Raw genomic sequence first — 15,384 nt, 5'->3', positions numbered from 1 at the left:
GGGCTCGGGAGACGACTCCGGATTGCCTGGTCGCGGAGCCTGTCATCGGGCCGCGCTTTGTGCGGACCCGTTGGCTCCTCGCAATGACGGGAGAGAGGAGGCGAGGATGACTTTCCGTGCACGTCGAGAGGCGCTCCGTGCGATCCTCGCCGGCGATCGCTGCATCCATCCGGGATCGGTATACGACGCGATTTCGATCCGGATCGCCGAGGACCTCGGCTTCGAGCTCGGCATGTTCGGCGGCTCGGCTGCTTCGCTCGCCGTGCTCGGCGACCCCGACATCGCGCTGATCACGCTGACGGAGTTGGCCGAGCAGATGCGGCGAATGTCGCGCGCTGCCGCGCTGCCGGTGCTGGTCGATGCCGATCATGGCTACGGCAACGCGATGAACGTGCGCCGCACGGTGCAGGAACTGGAAGCGGCCGGTGCCGCGGGTCTCACCATCGAGGATACCCTGCTGCCGCAGGCTTTCGGCGAAGCGAAGCCGCAACTGATCTCGCTTGCCGAAGGGGTCGGCAAGGTGAAGGCCGCGCTCGATCGCCGCGACGATCCCGCGCTGGCCATCCTGGGACGGACGGGCGCCGTTTCCATCACCTCGCTCGACGACGCGATCGCGCGAGCCAGGGCGTATGAGGCCTGCGGCGTCGACGGCCTGTTCTTCACCGGCATTACCGCGCGCGACCAACTCGATGCGGTCGCGGCGGCGACGACGCTGCCGATCGTGCTCGGCGGCGCGCCGGAGGAGATGTCCGATCTCGGCTATCTCGCCTCGCGCCGTGTCCGCGTCGCGCTACAGGGCCATGCGCCGATCGCCGCGGCGACGCAGGCGGTCTATGAGACGCTGAAGGCGCTCCGCGACGGCGCCTCGCCGAAGCAGCTCAAGGGGCTGCCGTCGGCGGAGCTGACGGCACGCGTGATGCGCGAGGCGGATGTGAAGAAGCGCCTGCGCGATTTTCTGGGGCTCGGATCATGATCGATCGCGCCATCGTCCACGTCTTGGTGCGCGGCCGCGTCCAGGGAGTGGGTTATCGTGCCTGGGTCGAGGACCAGGCCATCCTGAACGGCCTCGAAGGCTGGGTCCGCAACCGCACCGATGGCAGTGTCGAGGCGTTGTTCGCGGGTCCCTCGGACGACGTTGCCGCCGTGTTGGCAGCCTGCCGCGAGGGACCGCCAGCAGCGCATGTCGATGCCGTGATGGAAAACCCGGCGACGGCCGATCAGCTCAAACCGCGCCGGCCGGGCGAGGCGTTCTCCGTGTTGCCGACGCTCTAACGACACGGCGCGCGAGCCCGCCGCTCACCCCGCCGAGATCACCAGCGCCTGGATGCGGCCCTCGATCGGTCCGTTGCCGAACCGGCGCGCCAGCGCGTCGGCGGCCGCCTGCGTCACGGCGGCGAGGCCGGGCGTGCCGCGTGCTTCGATCTCGCCGCGCATCGGTGTGCCCTGGCAAAATGCCGTGGCCGGGTCCCGAGGCGATGCCGCGCGGCTGCGATGCGTCACCGTCTCGATCGCGATGTCGGTGAAGCCCGCTGCGGTCAGATCGGCCTCGATCCGCCCGGCATCGAAATAGCCGTGCGGAGTCCGGATGAAGAACTGCGGCGGGCTTTCGGGGAAGACCTGCTGCAACGTCTCGTGAACGACGTGAGGGATTTCATTCTCCTCGATCCGATCCCAGACGTTGAAGACGAAACGTCCGCCGGGCCTGAGCACGCGGCGGGCCTCCGCATAGCCCTTGACGCGATCGGGGAAGAACATCGCGCCGAACTGACATGCGACGGCATCGAAGCTCGCGTCGGCAAAGGGCAGGGCCAGCGCATCGGCTTGATGAAATGCGATGCGGTCCGCAGCGGCGAGATGGGTCTTCGCCTGCGCGAGCATCGGCTCGTTGAGGTCGGTGGCGGTGATCCGGACCTCCGGCGGCAGTTGAGCATGCAGGGCCCGCGTAACCACGCCGGTGCCCGCCGCCGTCTCCAGCACGTCGCGCGGCAGGTACGCCGCGATGCGCCGCGCGAGGTCCAGCGCATAGGGCACGAAGATCAAGGGGACCATCAGTTGATCGTAGATCTGTGGGATCGATCCAGTGAACGCCTTGTCGGATGCCGTCATGGCTTGCTCCTGTTGCAGAGGGGGCAGGCGGGGAACCGGGCGGTCGGCAGGCGCAAAATGGGCGCCGTAACATCCGTCGGGCCAGCCCCCAGCCCGGTTCAAGAGCGGGTCTCTTGACATTCATCCTCGTACGTCAGATATTTCTGTCATGACAGAATTTACAGGTCATCGAAAACTTCCGCCCGCCGTCGAGCGTTTCATCCTCAACTGGGGCGACATGGGCGACCGGTGGGGCGTGAACCGCTCGGTGAGCCAGATCCACGGGCTGCTGTACCTCGCCGAGAAGCCGATGACGGCGGAGGACATCGCCGACACGCTCGGCATGGCCCGCTCCAATGTCTCGAACTCGCTGAAGGAGCTGCTCGCCTGGGGCTTGATCCGGCGCGTGCCGATCCTCGGCGACCGCCGCGATCATTTCGAGGCCGAGACCGACATCTGGGAGGTCGCACAGCGGATCGCGGCCGGCCGCAAGGAGCGCGAGATCGATCCCGCGATCGCTGCGCTGCGCGCCTGCGTCGCGGAAGCGACCGGCGATCCCGCGATCAGCACGGTCGCAGCCAGGCGGCTGAAAGACATGCTGGCGTTCACCGAGCTGGTCGACCGCTGGTACGTGCAGATGCTGAAGGTGCCGCGGCCGCGTCTCGTCGCGCTGATCAAGCTCGGCGAGAAGATCGCAAATCTGCTGCCGTCGGGAAGATCAAGGTCGTAGATGAGCGGAGGGCGTCATGGTGACCATGGGACATCTCGGACTTTCAACGCCCTCCAACGCCCGGCTTCATGACGATCACAGGTTTCGTGCGCTGTTGTCCGCCGAGGATTGGGGGCGGCTGCCGGTGTCGATCTGGCGCCGCTTCTCCAAGAAACTCGCCGACGGCGCGACCGTCGTCTATGTCGGCGAGGTCGATCAGGCCGAGATCAGTCGTGCCGGCTTCTGGTTCGCGCATCTGGCGCGGCTGATCGGCGGGCCGCTGCCGACGCACGCAGACATCGGTGTGCCGATGATCGTCGCGGTGACGGAGGACGCGGCGAGAGGCGGCCAGATCTGGACGCGCATCTGCGGACGCCCGCATGGCTTCCCGCAGGTGATCCATTCCGCCAAGCGCTTCGCCGGTCCGACGGGGCTCGAGGAATATCTCGGCTGGGGCCTTAGCATGAGCCTGCGCGTCGGCGTCGCCGATGGCGCGCTTCATTTCCATAGCGCCGGCTACACGTTCGACTTCGCGGGCCGGCGCTGGGCGCTGCCGGCATGGCTCACGCCCGGCGACCTCACCGTCACCCATTCAGATCTCGGCAGCGGCGTCTTTCGCTTCTCGCTCGAGATCATCCATCCGCGCTTCGGGCGCATCATCCGCCAGAGCGCAATGTTCCGGGAGTCCGCACCATGACGCCGCTGCTCTGGTCCCTGATTGCGCTTCAGATCGTGATGGGCGTGTTCGACACCGTCTATCACCATGAGTTCACCGAGCGCCTGGCCTGGCGCCCGTCGCAGCTGGGCGAGCTCAAGCTGCACGGCGTCCGCAATATGCTCTATGCGCTGCTGTTCGCCGTCATCGGCTGGTGCGAGGTGCATGGATTGTTCGCAATCCTCGTGCTCGCGGTGCTCGTGGCCGAGATCGGCATCACCCTGACCGATTTCGTCGAGGAGGATCTGACGCGCAAGCTGCCGCCGAGCGAACGCGTGAATCACACGCTGCTCGCCATCAACTACGGCGCGATCCTCATGCTGCTGGTGCCGCTGCTGATCGGCTGGGCGATGCAGCCCTCGGCGATCGTGCTGGCCTTTGCCGGCTTGCTGAGCTGGATTGCGGCTGCCGCCGCGGTTGGCGCTGCCCTGTGCGGCCTGCGCGACTTCACCGCGGCACGGCGCCTTGCGCGGATGTCGCAGCCGGATGCGGCCGGGCTGGTCGCGGCGCTGCCGCCGGCGCAGACCATCCTCATCACCGGCGCGACCGGCTTCATCGGCGCGCGGCTGACGGCCGGTCTCGCCGCGGCCGGTCATCACGTCGTCGCCCTGGTCCGCGACCCGGCCAAGGCCGCAATGTTGCCGGCGCCGCTGACCTTGATCACCAATCTCGATCAGCTCGCGTCCGACACCCGTGTCGACGCGATCGTCAATCTTGCCGGTGAACCGATCGGCAATGCGCCGTGGACCGCGGCCAGGCGCGCGACGATCCTGCAGTCCCGGCTGGCTACGACGGAAGCCGTCTTATCCCTGATTGCGCGGCTCGACCGTAAGCCGAAGGTCTTGGTCAACGGTTCGGCGATCGGCTGGTACGGCCTGTGGCAGGACCAGCCGCTGACCGAATCGGCCAAGTCGCATGGCTGCTTCAGCCATGACCTCTGCGACGCCTGGGAGCAAGCGGCTCGCGGTGCCGAAGCGCACGGCGTCCGCGTCGCACTGCTGAGGATCGGGCTCGTGGTCGGCCGCGACGGCGGCTTCCTGGCGCGGATGCTGACGCCGTTCGAATTCGGCCTCGGCGGGCCATTCGGCTCCGGTCTGCAATGGATGTCCTGGATCGAGCGCGACGATCTCGTTCGGCTGATCGCGCATGTGATCGCGACGGAGGCCATCACCGGGCCGGTCAATGCGACGGCGCCGCTGCCGGTGCGCAATCTCGCCTTCACCGCCGAACTCGCGCGCTGCCTGCGGCGTCCGGCGCTGCTGCGCGTCCCCGCCGGCCTGCTGCGCCGGATCGGCGGCGACTTCGCCGAGGAGCTTTTGCTCGGCGGCCAGCGCGTGGTGCCGAACAAGGCGCTGTCGAGCGGCTTCGTGTTCCGGCATCAGAGCCTGCGTAGCGCGCTCGAAGCCATCCTGTGAGCGGTCGAAAAAAGCGTCACGATTGCTCGGCGCGTGCCATCGTCGCCGATGGCAGCTCGCCGAACGTGGCGCGGTAGTAGCGGGCGAAGTGTCCGGCATTGGCAAAGTTGCAGGCGGCAGCGGCCGCTGCCACCGTGATGTCGGGATCGCCGGAGCGCAGCATCTCGTGGGCGCGCCGCAGGCGCACCGATTTGGCAAAGGCCATCGGCGAATAGCCGCGCACGCGCTCAAACAGACGGAAGATCGAGCGGGCGCTGACGCCGGCTTCGCGCGCCAGGCGCTCGATCGTGATCGGCTCGCGCCAGTTCGCCTCGATATAGTCCTCGAGCCGCTTGACCAGGCCGAAATCCGGCATCGGGGAGGGATCCAGGAGCGTGTCGCGGAAACGATGACGGCTGGCGCAGAGGAAGGCGACATGCACCGCATCCTCCAGCTCGCGATAGACCGCGGCGGGGAACGCCGCATCCTGCTCGTTGAGCTGGGTCGTCAGGAAATCCAGCAGCCGCATCAGGTTGCGGGCCTGCGGATCGGCGGCCGGAATGGCAGGGTCGATCGTAAAGTCGGCGCGCGGCTGCACGCCGACCAGCGCCGTCAGGCGCCGTCGCAGCGCCTGCGGATCGAGCCGCAGAGTCAGTCGCCGATGGCCACCCTGGCACGCCATCTGCCATGGCACGCCGGCCGGCGCGACTGCGAACTGATGCTCATTGACGTCGGTCGCCTCGCCGCGGGCGCAACTGACCGCGCGTCCCTTCAGGGCGATCTGCACTCTCATGAAATCGGCGGCGCGATGGTCGCAGACCATGTCGCAGGTCGTGGTGCCGAACGCGAGGCCGATGGTCTCGAGCTCGATCAGGTTGACGATCGCCTCGAAGCGCTCGGCGTTCCTGAAGTCGACGCGCTCGGCGCCGAGCCGGCGCCCCGCGAGGTCGCGCAGCACGTCGGCGTTCGAGGTTCGGATCAGCGCGTGGCGATGCAATGGTTCGAGGCCGGTCGCGCCGGTCGAGGCCGGGCTCGGCTTTGCTGGGGCGCTGACGAGGTCAGCTGCGGTCAAGAGACGGTTCAAGCCGCTGCTCCTGAACTCCGATTATTAATCCATGCTACATCAGGCTCCGCGGGCGTCAATTACTTCGAGATCGCGGCGCTTCGGAATGCTGCGGCCAGCGTGCGCAAGGCCGCGCGCTTGGCCGCATCGCCCGCCTTCGCATGCAGCATCACCTTGGAGCGGCCGAGCTTGGGCAGGCCGAGATCCGTTCCGACATCGATCAGTCCGCTGGGTGCGATCCGGCGGGCCAGCGGCGCAATCGCAAGTCCGGCCCGCGCGGCGGCCGCAACGGCCGTCACCCCGCCGCCGACGAACGTCTCGCTGAAGCTGATTCGGGCGCGCTCGAGCGCGCGGACCGCGATGCTGCGCACGCCACAGGGCGGCGCGAGCGTGGCGAGCGGCAGCGTGCCGGCCGCCGGCAGACGAAATCTGGGAGCTGCGAACCAGCCGAACTCGTCCGTGATCAACGCCTCGCCACCGCGGCGGCTCGCCTCCTGGCGGACGATCACGGCGTCGAGCTTGCCGGCATCGTAGCGGTCGAGCAGGTCGCGCGAGAAGCCGATGCTGACCGACAGGACGAGGTCCGCCATGGCAGCATGCAACTGCTCGAGCATCGGCACCAGCTCGGGGCCGGCGACGTGATCGCTGATCCCCAGCGACAACAGCGGCCGGGCACGAGGAGCGCCGGTCAGCGCGAGGTCATGTGCGGCAACCAGCGCGCGGGCGTTCTCGGCGAAGGCCGCGCCGTCGGCGGTGAGCCGGACCGCGCGCGGCGAACGCTCGACCAGCCGCTTTCCGAGCAGCGCTTCCAGGCGCTGCAGCTTCAGGCTGACCGCGGCCTGCGTGGTGCCGAGCGTCTCGGCCGCCCGGGTGAAGCTGTGCAGCTCGCTCACCAGCAGAAAGGCGCGGACGGTCGCGATGTCGAGCGTGGCTGTCATATGCGATCGTTATCATTGATATCCATCCCGATAAGATACCAAAATGACAGGCGCGCGGCTAGCTTTGCTGTCGAGGCGCAGTCACGCGCTGGATACCGGGAGCCAACCATGCCGTTGATCAACATCGTCTATGCCAGCCAGCGCCGCTCGCCGTCGCTGAAAAAGGCCATCGCGGACGCCGTCACCGAATTGACGGCGCGGATCCTGCGCAAGGATCCCAAGGTCACCGCCGTCATCGTCTCGGAAGCGGATGCCGCGGACTGGTTCGCCGGCGGCGCCTCGCTGGCGGAGCAGGGGCTTGCCAGCTACTGGATCGACGTTCACGTCAGCGAGGGCACCAACACCAAGGACGAGAAGGCCGCCTATCTGGCCGCGGTGTTCGCGCGCATGGCCGAGCTGATCGGCCCGCTGCATCACGAGACCTACCTTCATGTCGACGAGGTCAAGGCGGATGCCTACGGCTTCGGTGGCTTGAGCCAGGAGCGCCGCTATGTCGCGGCGAAGCTCGACGTGCCGCCGCAGCAGGGCGGCGCGTGAGCTCATGCCGTCTCCGGCTGCGCGACGCTGACGGCGCCGAAGACGCTCTCGAACGCCTGCCGGAACGCGATGTCGACATCGGCGAGCGTCACCGGCAGGCCGAGATCAACCAGGCTGGTGACGCCGTAGCGCGGATCGGTCACGCCGCAGGGCACGATGGCCTGAAAGTGCGACAGGTCCGGCTCGACATTGATGGCGATGCCGTGAAAGGTGACCCAGCGCTTCAGCCGCACGCCGATCGCGGCGATCTTGTCCTCATGGCCCTCGCCCTTGTCGGGCCGTTTGACCCAGACGCCGACGCGATCCTCGCGCCGCTCGCCGCGCACGTTGAAGGCATCGAGGGTGCGGATGATGGTCTCCTCGAGCGCCGCGACATAGGCTCGCACATCCGGCCGGCGCCGCTTGAGGTCGAGCATGACATAGGCCACCCGCTGGCCGGGCCCATGATAGGTGACCTGGCCGCCGCGCCCGGTCGGCACCAGCGGAAAGCGCGGATCGCGCAGGTCTTCGGCCTTGCCCGACGTACCGGAGGTGTAGACCGGCGGGTGCTCGAGCAGCCAGACCATCTCCGCGGCCTCGTGAGCGGCGATCGCGGCCGCCCGCGCCTCCATGAACTCGGTGGCCTGGGCGTAGTCGATCAGCGAATCGGAGATGCGCCACGCCACGGCGTTGCCGGGGGGGCCAGCAAAGGTGGTCAGGTCGAGTGTTTCGCGGCTGTTAACCATTGGCTAACCACAACATGGTGATGTCTGGGCAACGAAAATCCAGTCGTGACTTCGGTGGTCCTGCAGTGTCAACCCTCGATAAAGTGACAGTCGACCTGATGGTCGTTCTCGGCACCTGCTCCATGCCCATCCACCAGGTTCTGCGCCTGTCCCGCGGCGCCATCATCGAGCTGGACGCCACCGAGGCCGACGACGTCAAGGTGCTCGCCAACAATCTGCCGATCGCAAATGGGGTGGTGCTGGTCGACCGCAACCGCATCGCGGTCGAGGTCAAGCAGATGCTGCCGCGCTCGCCGACGCCGACGTCGCGATAGCGCGCCCCGGCCAAGCCAAAACCGTCCACAATCCGGTATTTTAGGGCAGGGCGGGCCTTGTCCCCCCGACATCGATTTGATACACGGGCGCCACTGATCCGGTGCCGCCCTTCCTCTGGCTCCGGCTTCTTCTTCGCGCTCGTGGCGGAATTGGTAGACGCGCTGCCTTGAGGTGGCAGTGGGTAACACCGTGGGGGTTCGAGTCCCTCCGAGCGCACCATCCCTCTCTCCCCAAAACTTCAAATCTGTTTGCGGTTTGTTCCGTCCTCGCGCCCTTTGTTCGGGCGATGGGCTGCGATCCCGCGGCGCGATGGCGTCCGAGTTGTGCCGGTCGTTCCGCCCTCGAGAATGAGAGGGCGCAGGGAATGCCGGGCGCTGGCCGCACCCATGGCCCGCCTGCGAAAAAAATGCAGGCGGCAGGAACCACAGGTTCAGCCGAGACATCCCGGCATTCCCCGCGCGATGGTTTTCACGCTTATGTCGCGATCTCCCCGGTGTCCGGCTCTTTAGCCACCGTCGCCCTCGGGATCATCGCCCGACGACTTGGCGCCAGCATCGGGGCGCCAGGACCACGCGTCTTCACGTCCGCAAACCTGCCGTTCGTCGGCGAGCCCGTGAGCCCGCTGCAGCACGCCTGCGGCCACCGCATCCCCAGACCCCACGTCTCGTGACGATCGCGAAGCGCCCCTCTCGGCGGGTCCAGGATAGCGATACACAAACACGTATTCGGAAAAATAGCAACAAGATTATTTTCTTCAGAAGGTCTGGACGGGGCCAAATCAGCTTGATGACGCTGACGGAGTCCGTCGCGCCGTGCACCCCGACTCCGCCGCACGTGACGCTGCCATGGGGCGGCAAAGCGACGCCGAAGGCGACGCGTGCCCGCCATTGGCGCCAGTGGGGGCGGTGGGCACGGCCCGTGAAAGATCGTGCATGACGCCATCGTGGGATTGTGACGGCAAAGTACGCGTCGCTGGAGGCCTTGGCGCAGGCAAACGATGCCCTTCCGCCGCCGGTGGGATGGAAGAAGAGGCAACCAGCTTGAGACCCGCGGGACGTGCGCCGAGTGGGTCTCTTGCCGTCTGGACGACATAGCATCGTCGGGGCAGAATGACGCCTTCGCAGCGGCGGGGCGCTCGATGTCGAAGACGTTGAAGCAATCATTCTTAGTCGGAAGGGCTCTCTTCCATCATTCGGGTTTCGGCGTATTCAAGCGCAGCAATGCGCCGCGAATTGACAGTCGCAACCGGTATGTGTCTGCATCGGAAGCGGTAGAGCACGCCGAAGCGCTTGGGGAATCATACGCCGTCTACGAATTGGTGATTGCGCCAGACGGACGCGAGCAATTGCGCGGTATAATCGAGCGCTCCGATTTGCCGGTCAGCATCGTGCCATAACGATCAGCGCGAGGGCGGATGGCCTTCCTAACATTAATCGGGATGTTGGTTATCCTGTGGTGCATGATCTGGTTCTTTGTCGGGCTGGGGAACGACAATGCTTGGGGAGGCCGCGACAATTCCCACAACAATACCGGCTGCACGCTGATGATATTTGTCCCGATAGTCATTGGCCTTTTGCTCAAGGCGCTATTTGGGCTTTGAGGCTCTCCACTTGGGTGTGCCCGTTCCGTCGAGTGGTCGCGCATTCGCTCTTGGTTGCTGGACTTGGACCGCTCTAAATGAACAGACGCTGCTCGCGAAAGCGTCTCTCGCTCTAACCAAACAACTGCGATTTTGCGTGTTGTAGTCGTCCTTTGAATGCCAGTACTTTTTCCAGATGAATTGTCCAAATCGAGTTCGGGTCGGCTTTGTAAGGACCGATCGATAGGGTTGGCTTGTCTAATAACAACTTTTGGTCAAGTATCATCCTCCCTCCAGCATATTCCTGAACAACACAAACATCGTAGATGTTATCGCTAGGTCCATTTCGCAGAGGGAACTGAAACGACAAGTTAATTCGATCATCGCTAAATTTCAGGTCGGTGATGTACATTCCCTGACTCATGAAAAGCGAACCGTTTGGTTGTTCGGTAGCCAGTGGATAGGGACAAGAGATACCTCTCTCACCGAGCATGTGACGAAATGTATATGCGTCCCAGATCGTGCGGAAAACAATCGAGTGCAAGTTGTTCGCTAGAGGGAGCTCGCCTTTAACTGCGACTTCGGCCATTCGACGGTCGAGTATATATTCCTTGTTCGAAGCGTCGAGCCAGTGATCGTGATAAATTGCGTTGAAATCCAACGTGTCAAACGCTGCATCGCCGGTCAAAAACTCTTGCGAGCGCTGGACATTACCCGTCGTGAAACACGCGTCCGGGCGACAAAGAATCCGCTGAATTGGGAAGACGAAGCACACTGGGACCGACATCTGATTTGCGAGTCGAAAAGGATCGCATAGGCACTTGATGCCCTCAGTTCTCAAATGAAAACCGTTCTTGGGTCGGAAATAAAATCGCGCGTAGTCATGCGACCCCTGAAAAGCACCTAGCGCTCCTTGATTAGCAACATCATGGAAATTGCTAATCAAGTTGCGAGCGCCGAGAGCGCCACGCTCAACTATACCGACCGCGTTCGTGACGTGGGTTGTGTGAAATAAAAAGTGCGGCCAAAATTCACGCTGCTTGGTGGCCGCAAGCCGCTCAACCTGCTCTTTTATATGTAGCGTTGCTCGGCCTATAGTGAGAGACAAAGCTGATTACCCGGATCATGCGGAACATCAACCGAGTTCATGTCCGCGTTGCGATCTTCGCGCTTGATGTAAAGGCCATGAGCGGGGGTATTCTCACTCCATTCAGGCTTTCTTATTTCCGTAACGCGCACGTAAGGTAACTCTGCCAGAATGGCGAACAAATACGATTTCGCTTTCCGGGAATCATCGCCTGGGAACTGATCGGCGGATACGATCCCTGATTGCAGAGCGCTCCAAGCCCATTCGATATATTCCGGATGTATCTGGCTGGCTCGACCCGGACTCTCGATCAAAATGCCGCCATCGTCGTGCCATTTGGCGCCGAAGAGTGTTCTCCCCTTCAGAGTCGCAAACGTACCAGAGTGAGCATGCATCTGCTCGCGAATGTCCTGCAGAAAATCCTCGAACGAGACTGGAATGCGTTCGAAAGACACTTCCTTATGTTCAGGGATGAAACCCTTCGTCACTTGTCGATCGTGCACATAGACAGGGATTTCCAACTTGCTAAGATATTGCTCCATGATTGGACGAACTTCGGCCCAATCTAGGTTGCCGTTTCCGCAACCGAGGGGAGGGAACGAGATAGACGTGATTCCCATATCGCGGTAAGACGCGGCGAACACTTTAAGTCCATCCTCGATGTACGAAATCTTGGAGGGTTTCTTCCAAGTAGTTTTAGTTGGGAAATTTAGAACCCAATGTGCCTGCGATCGCCACAGATGCAGCTTGCCGATTTCAAACTCATTACGATCGCAAAGGCTCTTATATGCCTTGAACATCGCTGGATATCGCTGCTTGAACTCAAGAGCGATGCCTTTTCCCATTACGCCGACGAGGTTGACCGTATTCACAAGCGTTTGAGCAGGTGAATCGAATAGGCTTGTTCGTACGTATGTTAGCACTCGTTCTCTCCGAATCGGCTTTGCCGATATTCCGATTGACAGTCTATTTTCTTTGCGTGTCGATTCAACGCAGGTGCAGCGCCATGGTCGAATTGTCCCTGTGTTTCGCGTTATCCCGTCGGGGCGATTCTCTTGGTAGCAACAGCTTGACGCGAGAACAAAAATAGAACAACAAGGTAAATGAATAGCGAATGAACGAGGTTCACCGGGCGACAACCGAACAGCGCGCAATGCGAGTTCTCCGCATGCAGCGACGTTGGCGACCTCAGATTTCGTGGTGCATCTGTGATACAAAATGGGATCAATTTGGGCTATTTTAGGCCGGAAAAAGACAAATTACCTCGATATATCAATGGGGAGGTCGTCGATTCGGTTCTCTCCGAGCGCACCATCCCTCTCTCCCCAGACTTCAAATCTGTTTGCGGTTTGTTCCGGCCTCGCGCCTTTCGTTCGGGCGATGGGCTGCGGTCCCGCGGCGCGATGGCGTCCGAGTTGTGCCGATCGTTCCGCCCTCGAGAATGAGAGGGCGCGGGGAATGCCGGGCGCTGGCCGCACCCATGGCCCGCCTGCGAAAAAAATGCAGGCGGCAGGAACCACAGGTTCAGCCGAGACATCCCGGCATTCCCCGCGCGATGGTTTTCACGCTTATGTCGCGATCTCCCCGGTGTCCGGCTCTTTAGCCACCGTCGCCCTCGGGATCATCGCCCGACGACTTGGCGCCAGCATCGGGGCGCCAGGACCACGCGTCTTCACGTCCGCAAACCTGCCGTTCGTCGGCGAGCCCGTGAGCCCGCTGCAGCACGCCTGCGGCCACCGCATCCCCAGACCCCACGTCTCGTGACGATCGCGAAGCGCCCCTCTCGGCGGGTCCAGGATAGCGATACACAAACACGTATTCGGAAAAATAGCAACAAGATTATTTTCTTCAGAAGGTCTGGACGGGGCCAAATCAGCTTGATGACGCTGACGGAGTCCGTCGCGCCGTGCACCCCGACTCCGCCGCACGTGACGCTGCCATGGGACGGCAAAGCGACGCCGAAGGCGACGCGTGCCACCATTGGCGCCAGTCGGGCGGGCGGTGGGCACGGCTCGTGCGAGATCGTGCACGACACCATCGTTGTTGGCGCGCCTTTGCCCGCCCTGCGGCGCCTGCGTGGCGTCATCGCTCAACCATGATCGCCAGATGAGCGGGGGCGTGCCGCGATGCGTTCGCCGAACTAAACGATGCCGCCGTTCGGTCCGGGTTGTTCAAGGCGTCATCTCGAGAGCGACGGCTTCCCTCGCTGTGGCGACCGCGAGGACGCCGGGCTGCCACGAGACCGCACAGTAGAAGCGCGCCTCGTTCATCATGGCGACAACGATCCTTCCGCCCGCAGGTCACGGAATTCAGGTAAGTCGCTGAAAAGGCGCGATAATCGGCGTTCAACCCCGATCCCCTGCGCCTACTACCTTCCGCCTATGAGAGCCGGGCGGAGCTGATGCTGTAATCGCCCCGTTGCTTGCAGCGCGACTGCTCATCTTGGGGCTGGCGCACGCGCCATACGACCACAACAAAGACATAAGCGGAGGGAACTGATGAACTTCACGAGCAGGAGATTCTTGGCTGGCATCTCGACGGTTGCCTTCCTTGTCGCCGGCACGCTGGGCGTCCGCGCCAACGACTCGGCGCTGAAGGCCGCCAGCGAGCCCGGCGCCTGGGCGATGGCCGGGCATGACTACGGCAACACCCGGTTCAGCCCGCTCAAGGAGATCAACACCGAGAACGCCGGCAAGCTGTCGCTGGTCTATTCGTTCTCGCTGGCCTCGCTACGCTCGAACGAGGCCTCGCCGATCGTGATCGGCAACACGCTCTACGTCTCGACGTCGTGGGGGCCGAAATACGTCTATGCGCTGGATGCCGCGACCGGCGCGCGCAAATGGACCTATGAGCCGGACATTCCGGACGATACGCTGCAATATGCCTGCTGCGACGTGAACAGCCGCGGCATCTCGTATGCCGACGGCAAGCTGTTCGTCGGCCGGCTCGACGGCAAGCTGACCGCGCTCGATGCCGCCACCGGCAAGGAGCTGTGGACGTCCAAGGTGGTGGACTACAAGCAGGGCTCGGTGATCACCTCGCCGCCGCTGGTCGTGCGCGACAAGGTCATCACCGGCTTCGGCGGCGGCGAGTACGGCGTGCGCGGCTCGCTGCAGGCCTACGACATCAACTCCGGCAAGATGGTCTGGCAGACCTACACGGTGCCTGCGCCCGGCGAGCCCGGCAGCGAGACCTGGAAGGGTGACACCGGCCTGCATGGTGGCGGCGCGGCCTGGCTGGTCGGCTCCTACGATCCGAAGAGCGACACGGTCTATTGGGGCACCAGCAATCCAGGTCCCTGGAACACCGCCGTGCGCTCGACCGGCAATGGCGATTTCGGCAAGCTGACCAATCTGTATACGGCATCCACGCTGGCGCTCGATCCGAACACCGGCAAGATCAAGTGGCACATCCAGACCACGCCTGCCGATGCCTGGGACTATGACGGCGTCAACGAGGCTATTCTCGCCGATCTCAAGGTTGGCGGTGCGGCTGTCCCGACGCTGATGAAGGCCGACCGCAATGGCTTCTTCTTCGTGGCCAACCGCGAGACCGGCAAGGTGATCTCGGCCGAGAAATACGTCTTCGCCAACTGGGCGCAGAAATGGGACACCTCGACGTTGCGCGCGGTCGAGGATCCGGACAAACGGCCGGGCCCCGGACATCCCGTCAAGGACGTCTGCCCGAACCTGATCGGCGGCAAGAACTGGCAGCCGATGTCGTACAATCCGGACACCGGCCTGGTCTACATCCCGGCGAACAATGTCTGCATGGACTGGTCGGTCAGCGACGTCTCGTACAAGCGCGGCGTGTTCTATCTCGGTGCGGAATTCCCGACCAAGGAAGGCCCCGGCGGGTTCCTCGGTGAGCTCATCGCCTGGGATCCCGTGAACAACAAGAAGGTCTGGTCGATCCAGGAAGACCTTCCGTTCAACGGCGGCACGCTGAGCACCGCCGGCGGCTTGGTATTCTCCGGCAATCTTCACGGCGACTTCCGCGCCATCGACGCCAAGACCGGCAAGATCCTGTGGAAGAGGAATCTCGGCTCCGGCATCGGCGCCGGTCCGGTGACCTATTCGGTCGACGGCAAGCAGTACGTCGCCGTCGTCGTCGGCCGCACCGCCTCGATCCCGGCGTTCCTGGGCGAGATCGGCAAGAAGATGACAAACGCTGCTCCCGAGGGCGGCGCCCTGTTCGTGTTCGCGGTCCAATAACCGCAACGCTCGCGACGGCTGCG

The 15,384-nt window shown here is 63.8% G+C and carries 15 protein-coding genes and 1 tRNA gene; 10 read left to right on the top strand and 6 right to left on the bottom strand.

Annotation, left to right across the window (positions count from 1 at the left end; all coding sequences use genetic code 11):
* Positions 1-106: 106 nt before the first annotated feature.
* Together QX048_RS32265 and QX048_RS32260 are read left to right on the top strand one after the other, a co-directional pair.
* Entirely contained in the window at positions 107-973 is an 867-nt protein-coding gene (locus QX048_RS32265) for an isocitrate lyase/PEP mutase family protein (protein ID WP_315754776.1), read from the top strand.
* Positions 970-1,272 (top strand): acylphosphatase, encoded by a 303-nt coding sequence (locus QX048_RS32260; RefSeq protein WP_315717709.1) that lies wholly within the window; start codon positions 970-972, stop codon positions 1,270-1,272. Before QX048_RS32265 ends, QX048_RS32260 begins: the two co-directional genes overlap by 4 nt.
* A 24-nt stretch (positions 1,273-1,296) precedes the next feature.
* Here QX048_RS32260 and QX048_RS32255 read toward each other — a convergent pair whose 3' ends face one another.
* On the bottom strand, positions 1,297-2,106 hold the full coding sequence (locus QX048_RS32255; protein WP_315827873.1) for a class I SAM-dependent methyltransferase: 810 nt from the start codon (positions 2,104-2,106) through the stop codon (positions 1,297-1,299).
* A gap of 148 nt (positions 2,107-2,254) precedes the next feature.
* On the opposite strand from QX048_RS32255, the gene QX048_RS32250 reads away from it, so the two are divergent.
* From QX048_RS32250 to QX048_RS32240, 3 genes are read left to right on the top strand one after another with little or no spacing between them, the layout of a single operon-like run.
* The gene (locus QX048_RS32250; RefSeq protein WP_315827874.1) at positions 2,255-2,815 is read left to right on the top strand and encodes a GbsR/MarR family transcriptional regulator; all 561 of its coding nucleotides are present in this window, start codon (positions 2,255-2,257) and stop codon (positions 2,813-2,815) included.
* A 16-nt stretch (positions 2,816-2,831) separates the two neighbouring features.
* A complete protein-coding gene (locus QX048_RS32245) occupies positions 2,832-3,491 on the top strand; it encodes a DUF4166 domain-containing protein (protein ID WP_315827875.1) in 660 nt (219 codons plus the stop codon).
* Positions 3,488-4,924 (top strand): TIGR01777 family oxidoreductase, encoded by a 1,437-nt coding sequence (locus QX048_RS32240; RefSeq protein WP_315827876.1) that lies wholly within the window; start codon positions 3,488-3,490, stop codon positions 4,922-4,924. Before QX048_RS32245 ends, QX048_RS32240 begins: the two co-directional genes overlap by 4 nt.
* Before the next feature lie 16 nt (positions 4,925-4,940).
* Here the strand turns inward: QX048_RS32240 and QX048_RS32235 are convergent, their stop codons facing one another.
* Entirely contained in the window at positions 4,941-5,987 is a 1,047-nt protein-coding gene (locus QX048_RS32235; protein WP_315827877.1) for an AraC family transcriptional regulator, read from the bottom strand.
* Positions 5,988-6,046: 59 nt separating this feature from the next.
* A complete protein-coding gene (locus QX048_RS32230) occupies positions 6,047-6,904 on the bottom strand; it encodes a LysR family transcriptional regulator (protein ID WP_315717715.1) in 858 nt (285 codons plus the stop codon).
* A gap of 108 nt (positions 6,905-7,012) precedes the next feature.
* Between QX048_RS32230 and QX048_RS32225 the strand changes: the two genes are divergently transcribed.
* Complete coding sequence (locus tag QX048_RS32225) at positions 7,013-7,441, top strand: 4-oxalocrotonate tautomerase family protein (RefSeq protein ID WP_316170833.1); 429 nt, start codon at positions 7,013-7,015, stop codon at positions 7,439-7,441.
* 2 nt (positions 7,442-7,443) lie between these two features.
* Here QX048_RS32225 and lipB read toward each other — a convergent pair whose 3' ends face one another.
* A complete protein-coding gene (gene lipB, locus QX048_RS32220) occupies positions 7,444-8,166 on the bottom strand; it encodes a lipoyl(octanoyl) transferase LipB (protein ID WP_315754767.1) in 723 nt (240 codons plus the stop codon).
* A 65-nt stretch (positions 8,167-8,231) separates the two neighbouring features.
* On the opposite strand from lipB, the gene QX048_RS32215 reads away from it, so the two are divergent.
* The 3 genes from QX048_RS32215 to QX048_RS32205 all read left to right on the top strand — a co-directional run bounded on the left by QX048_RS32215 (position 8,232) and on the right by QX048_RS32205 (position 9,877).
* Complete coding sequence (locus QX048_RS32215; protein WP_315717718.1) at positions 8,232-8,480, top strand: FliM/FliN family flagellar motor switch protein; 249 nt, start codon at positions 8,232-8,234, stop codon at positions 8,478-8,480.
* Between the two features lie 135 nt (positions 8,481-8,615).
* Positions 8,616-8,700, top strand: a tRNA-Leu gene (locus tag QX048_RS32210).
* Between the two features lie 919 nt (positions 8,701-9,619).
* Positions 9,620-9,877 carry a hypothetical protein gene (locus QX048_RS32205; protein WP_316200848.1) on the top strand — a complete coding sequence of 86 codons (258 nt, stop codon included), beginning with the start codon at positions 9,620-9,622 and terminating at the stop codon, positions 9,875-9,877.
* A gap of 316 nt (positions 9,878-10,193) precedes the next feature.
* Here the strand turns inward: QX048_RS32205 and QX048_RS32200 are convergent, their stop codons facing one another.
* Both QX048_RS32200 and QX048_RS32195 read right to left on the bottom strand, forming a co-directional pair.
* Entirely contained in the window at positions 10,194-11,168 is a 975-nt protein-coding gene (locus QX048_RS32200) for a DarT ssDNA thymidine ADP-ribosyltransferase family protein (RefSeq protein ID WP_316200849.1), read from the bottom strand.
* The gene (locus QX048_RS32195; protein WP_316200850.1) at positions 11,153-12,019 is read right to left on the bottom strand and encodes a macro domain-containing protein; all 867 of its coding nucleotides are present in this window, start codon (positions 12,017-12,019) and stop codon (positions 11,153-11,155) included. The genes QX048_RS32200 and QX048_RS32195 overlap by 16 nt, the downstream gene beginning before the upstream one ends.
* A 1,650-nt stretch (positions 12,020-13,669) precedes the next feature.
* On the opposite strand from QX048_RS32195, the gene QX048_RS32190 reads away from it, so the two are divergent.
* Complete coding sequence (locus QX048_RS32190; protein ID WP_316200853.1) at positions 13,670-15,361, top strand: PQQ-dependent methanol/ethanol family dehydrogenase; 1,692 nt, start codon at positions 13,670-13,672, stop codon at positions 15,359-15,361.
* Positions 15,362-15,384 lie beyond the last annotated feature (23 nt).

This window comes from Bradyrhizobium sp. SZCCHNS30572, assembly GCF_032484415.1.
In the GTDB taxonomy this organism is placed as follows: domain Bacteria; phylum Pseudomonadota; class Alphaproteobacteria; order Rhizobiales; family Xanthobacteraceae; genus Bradyrhizobium.
The sequence above is the reverse complement of the archived record's forward strand: the minus strand, read 5'-3'. Positions and strand labels throughout refer to the sequence as shown.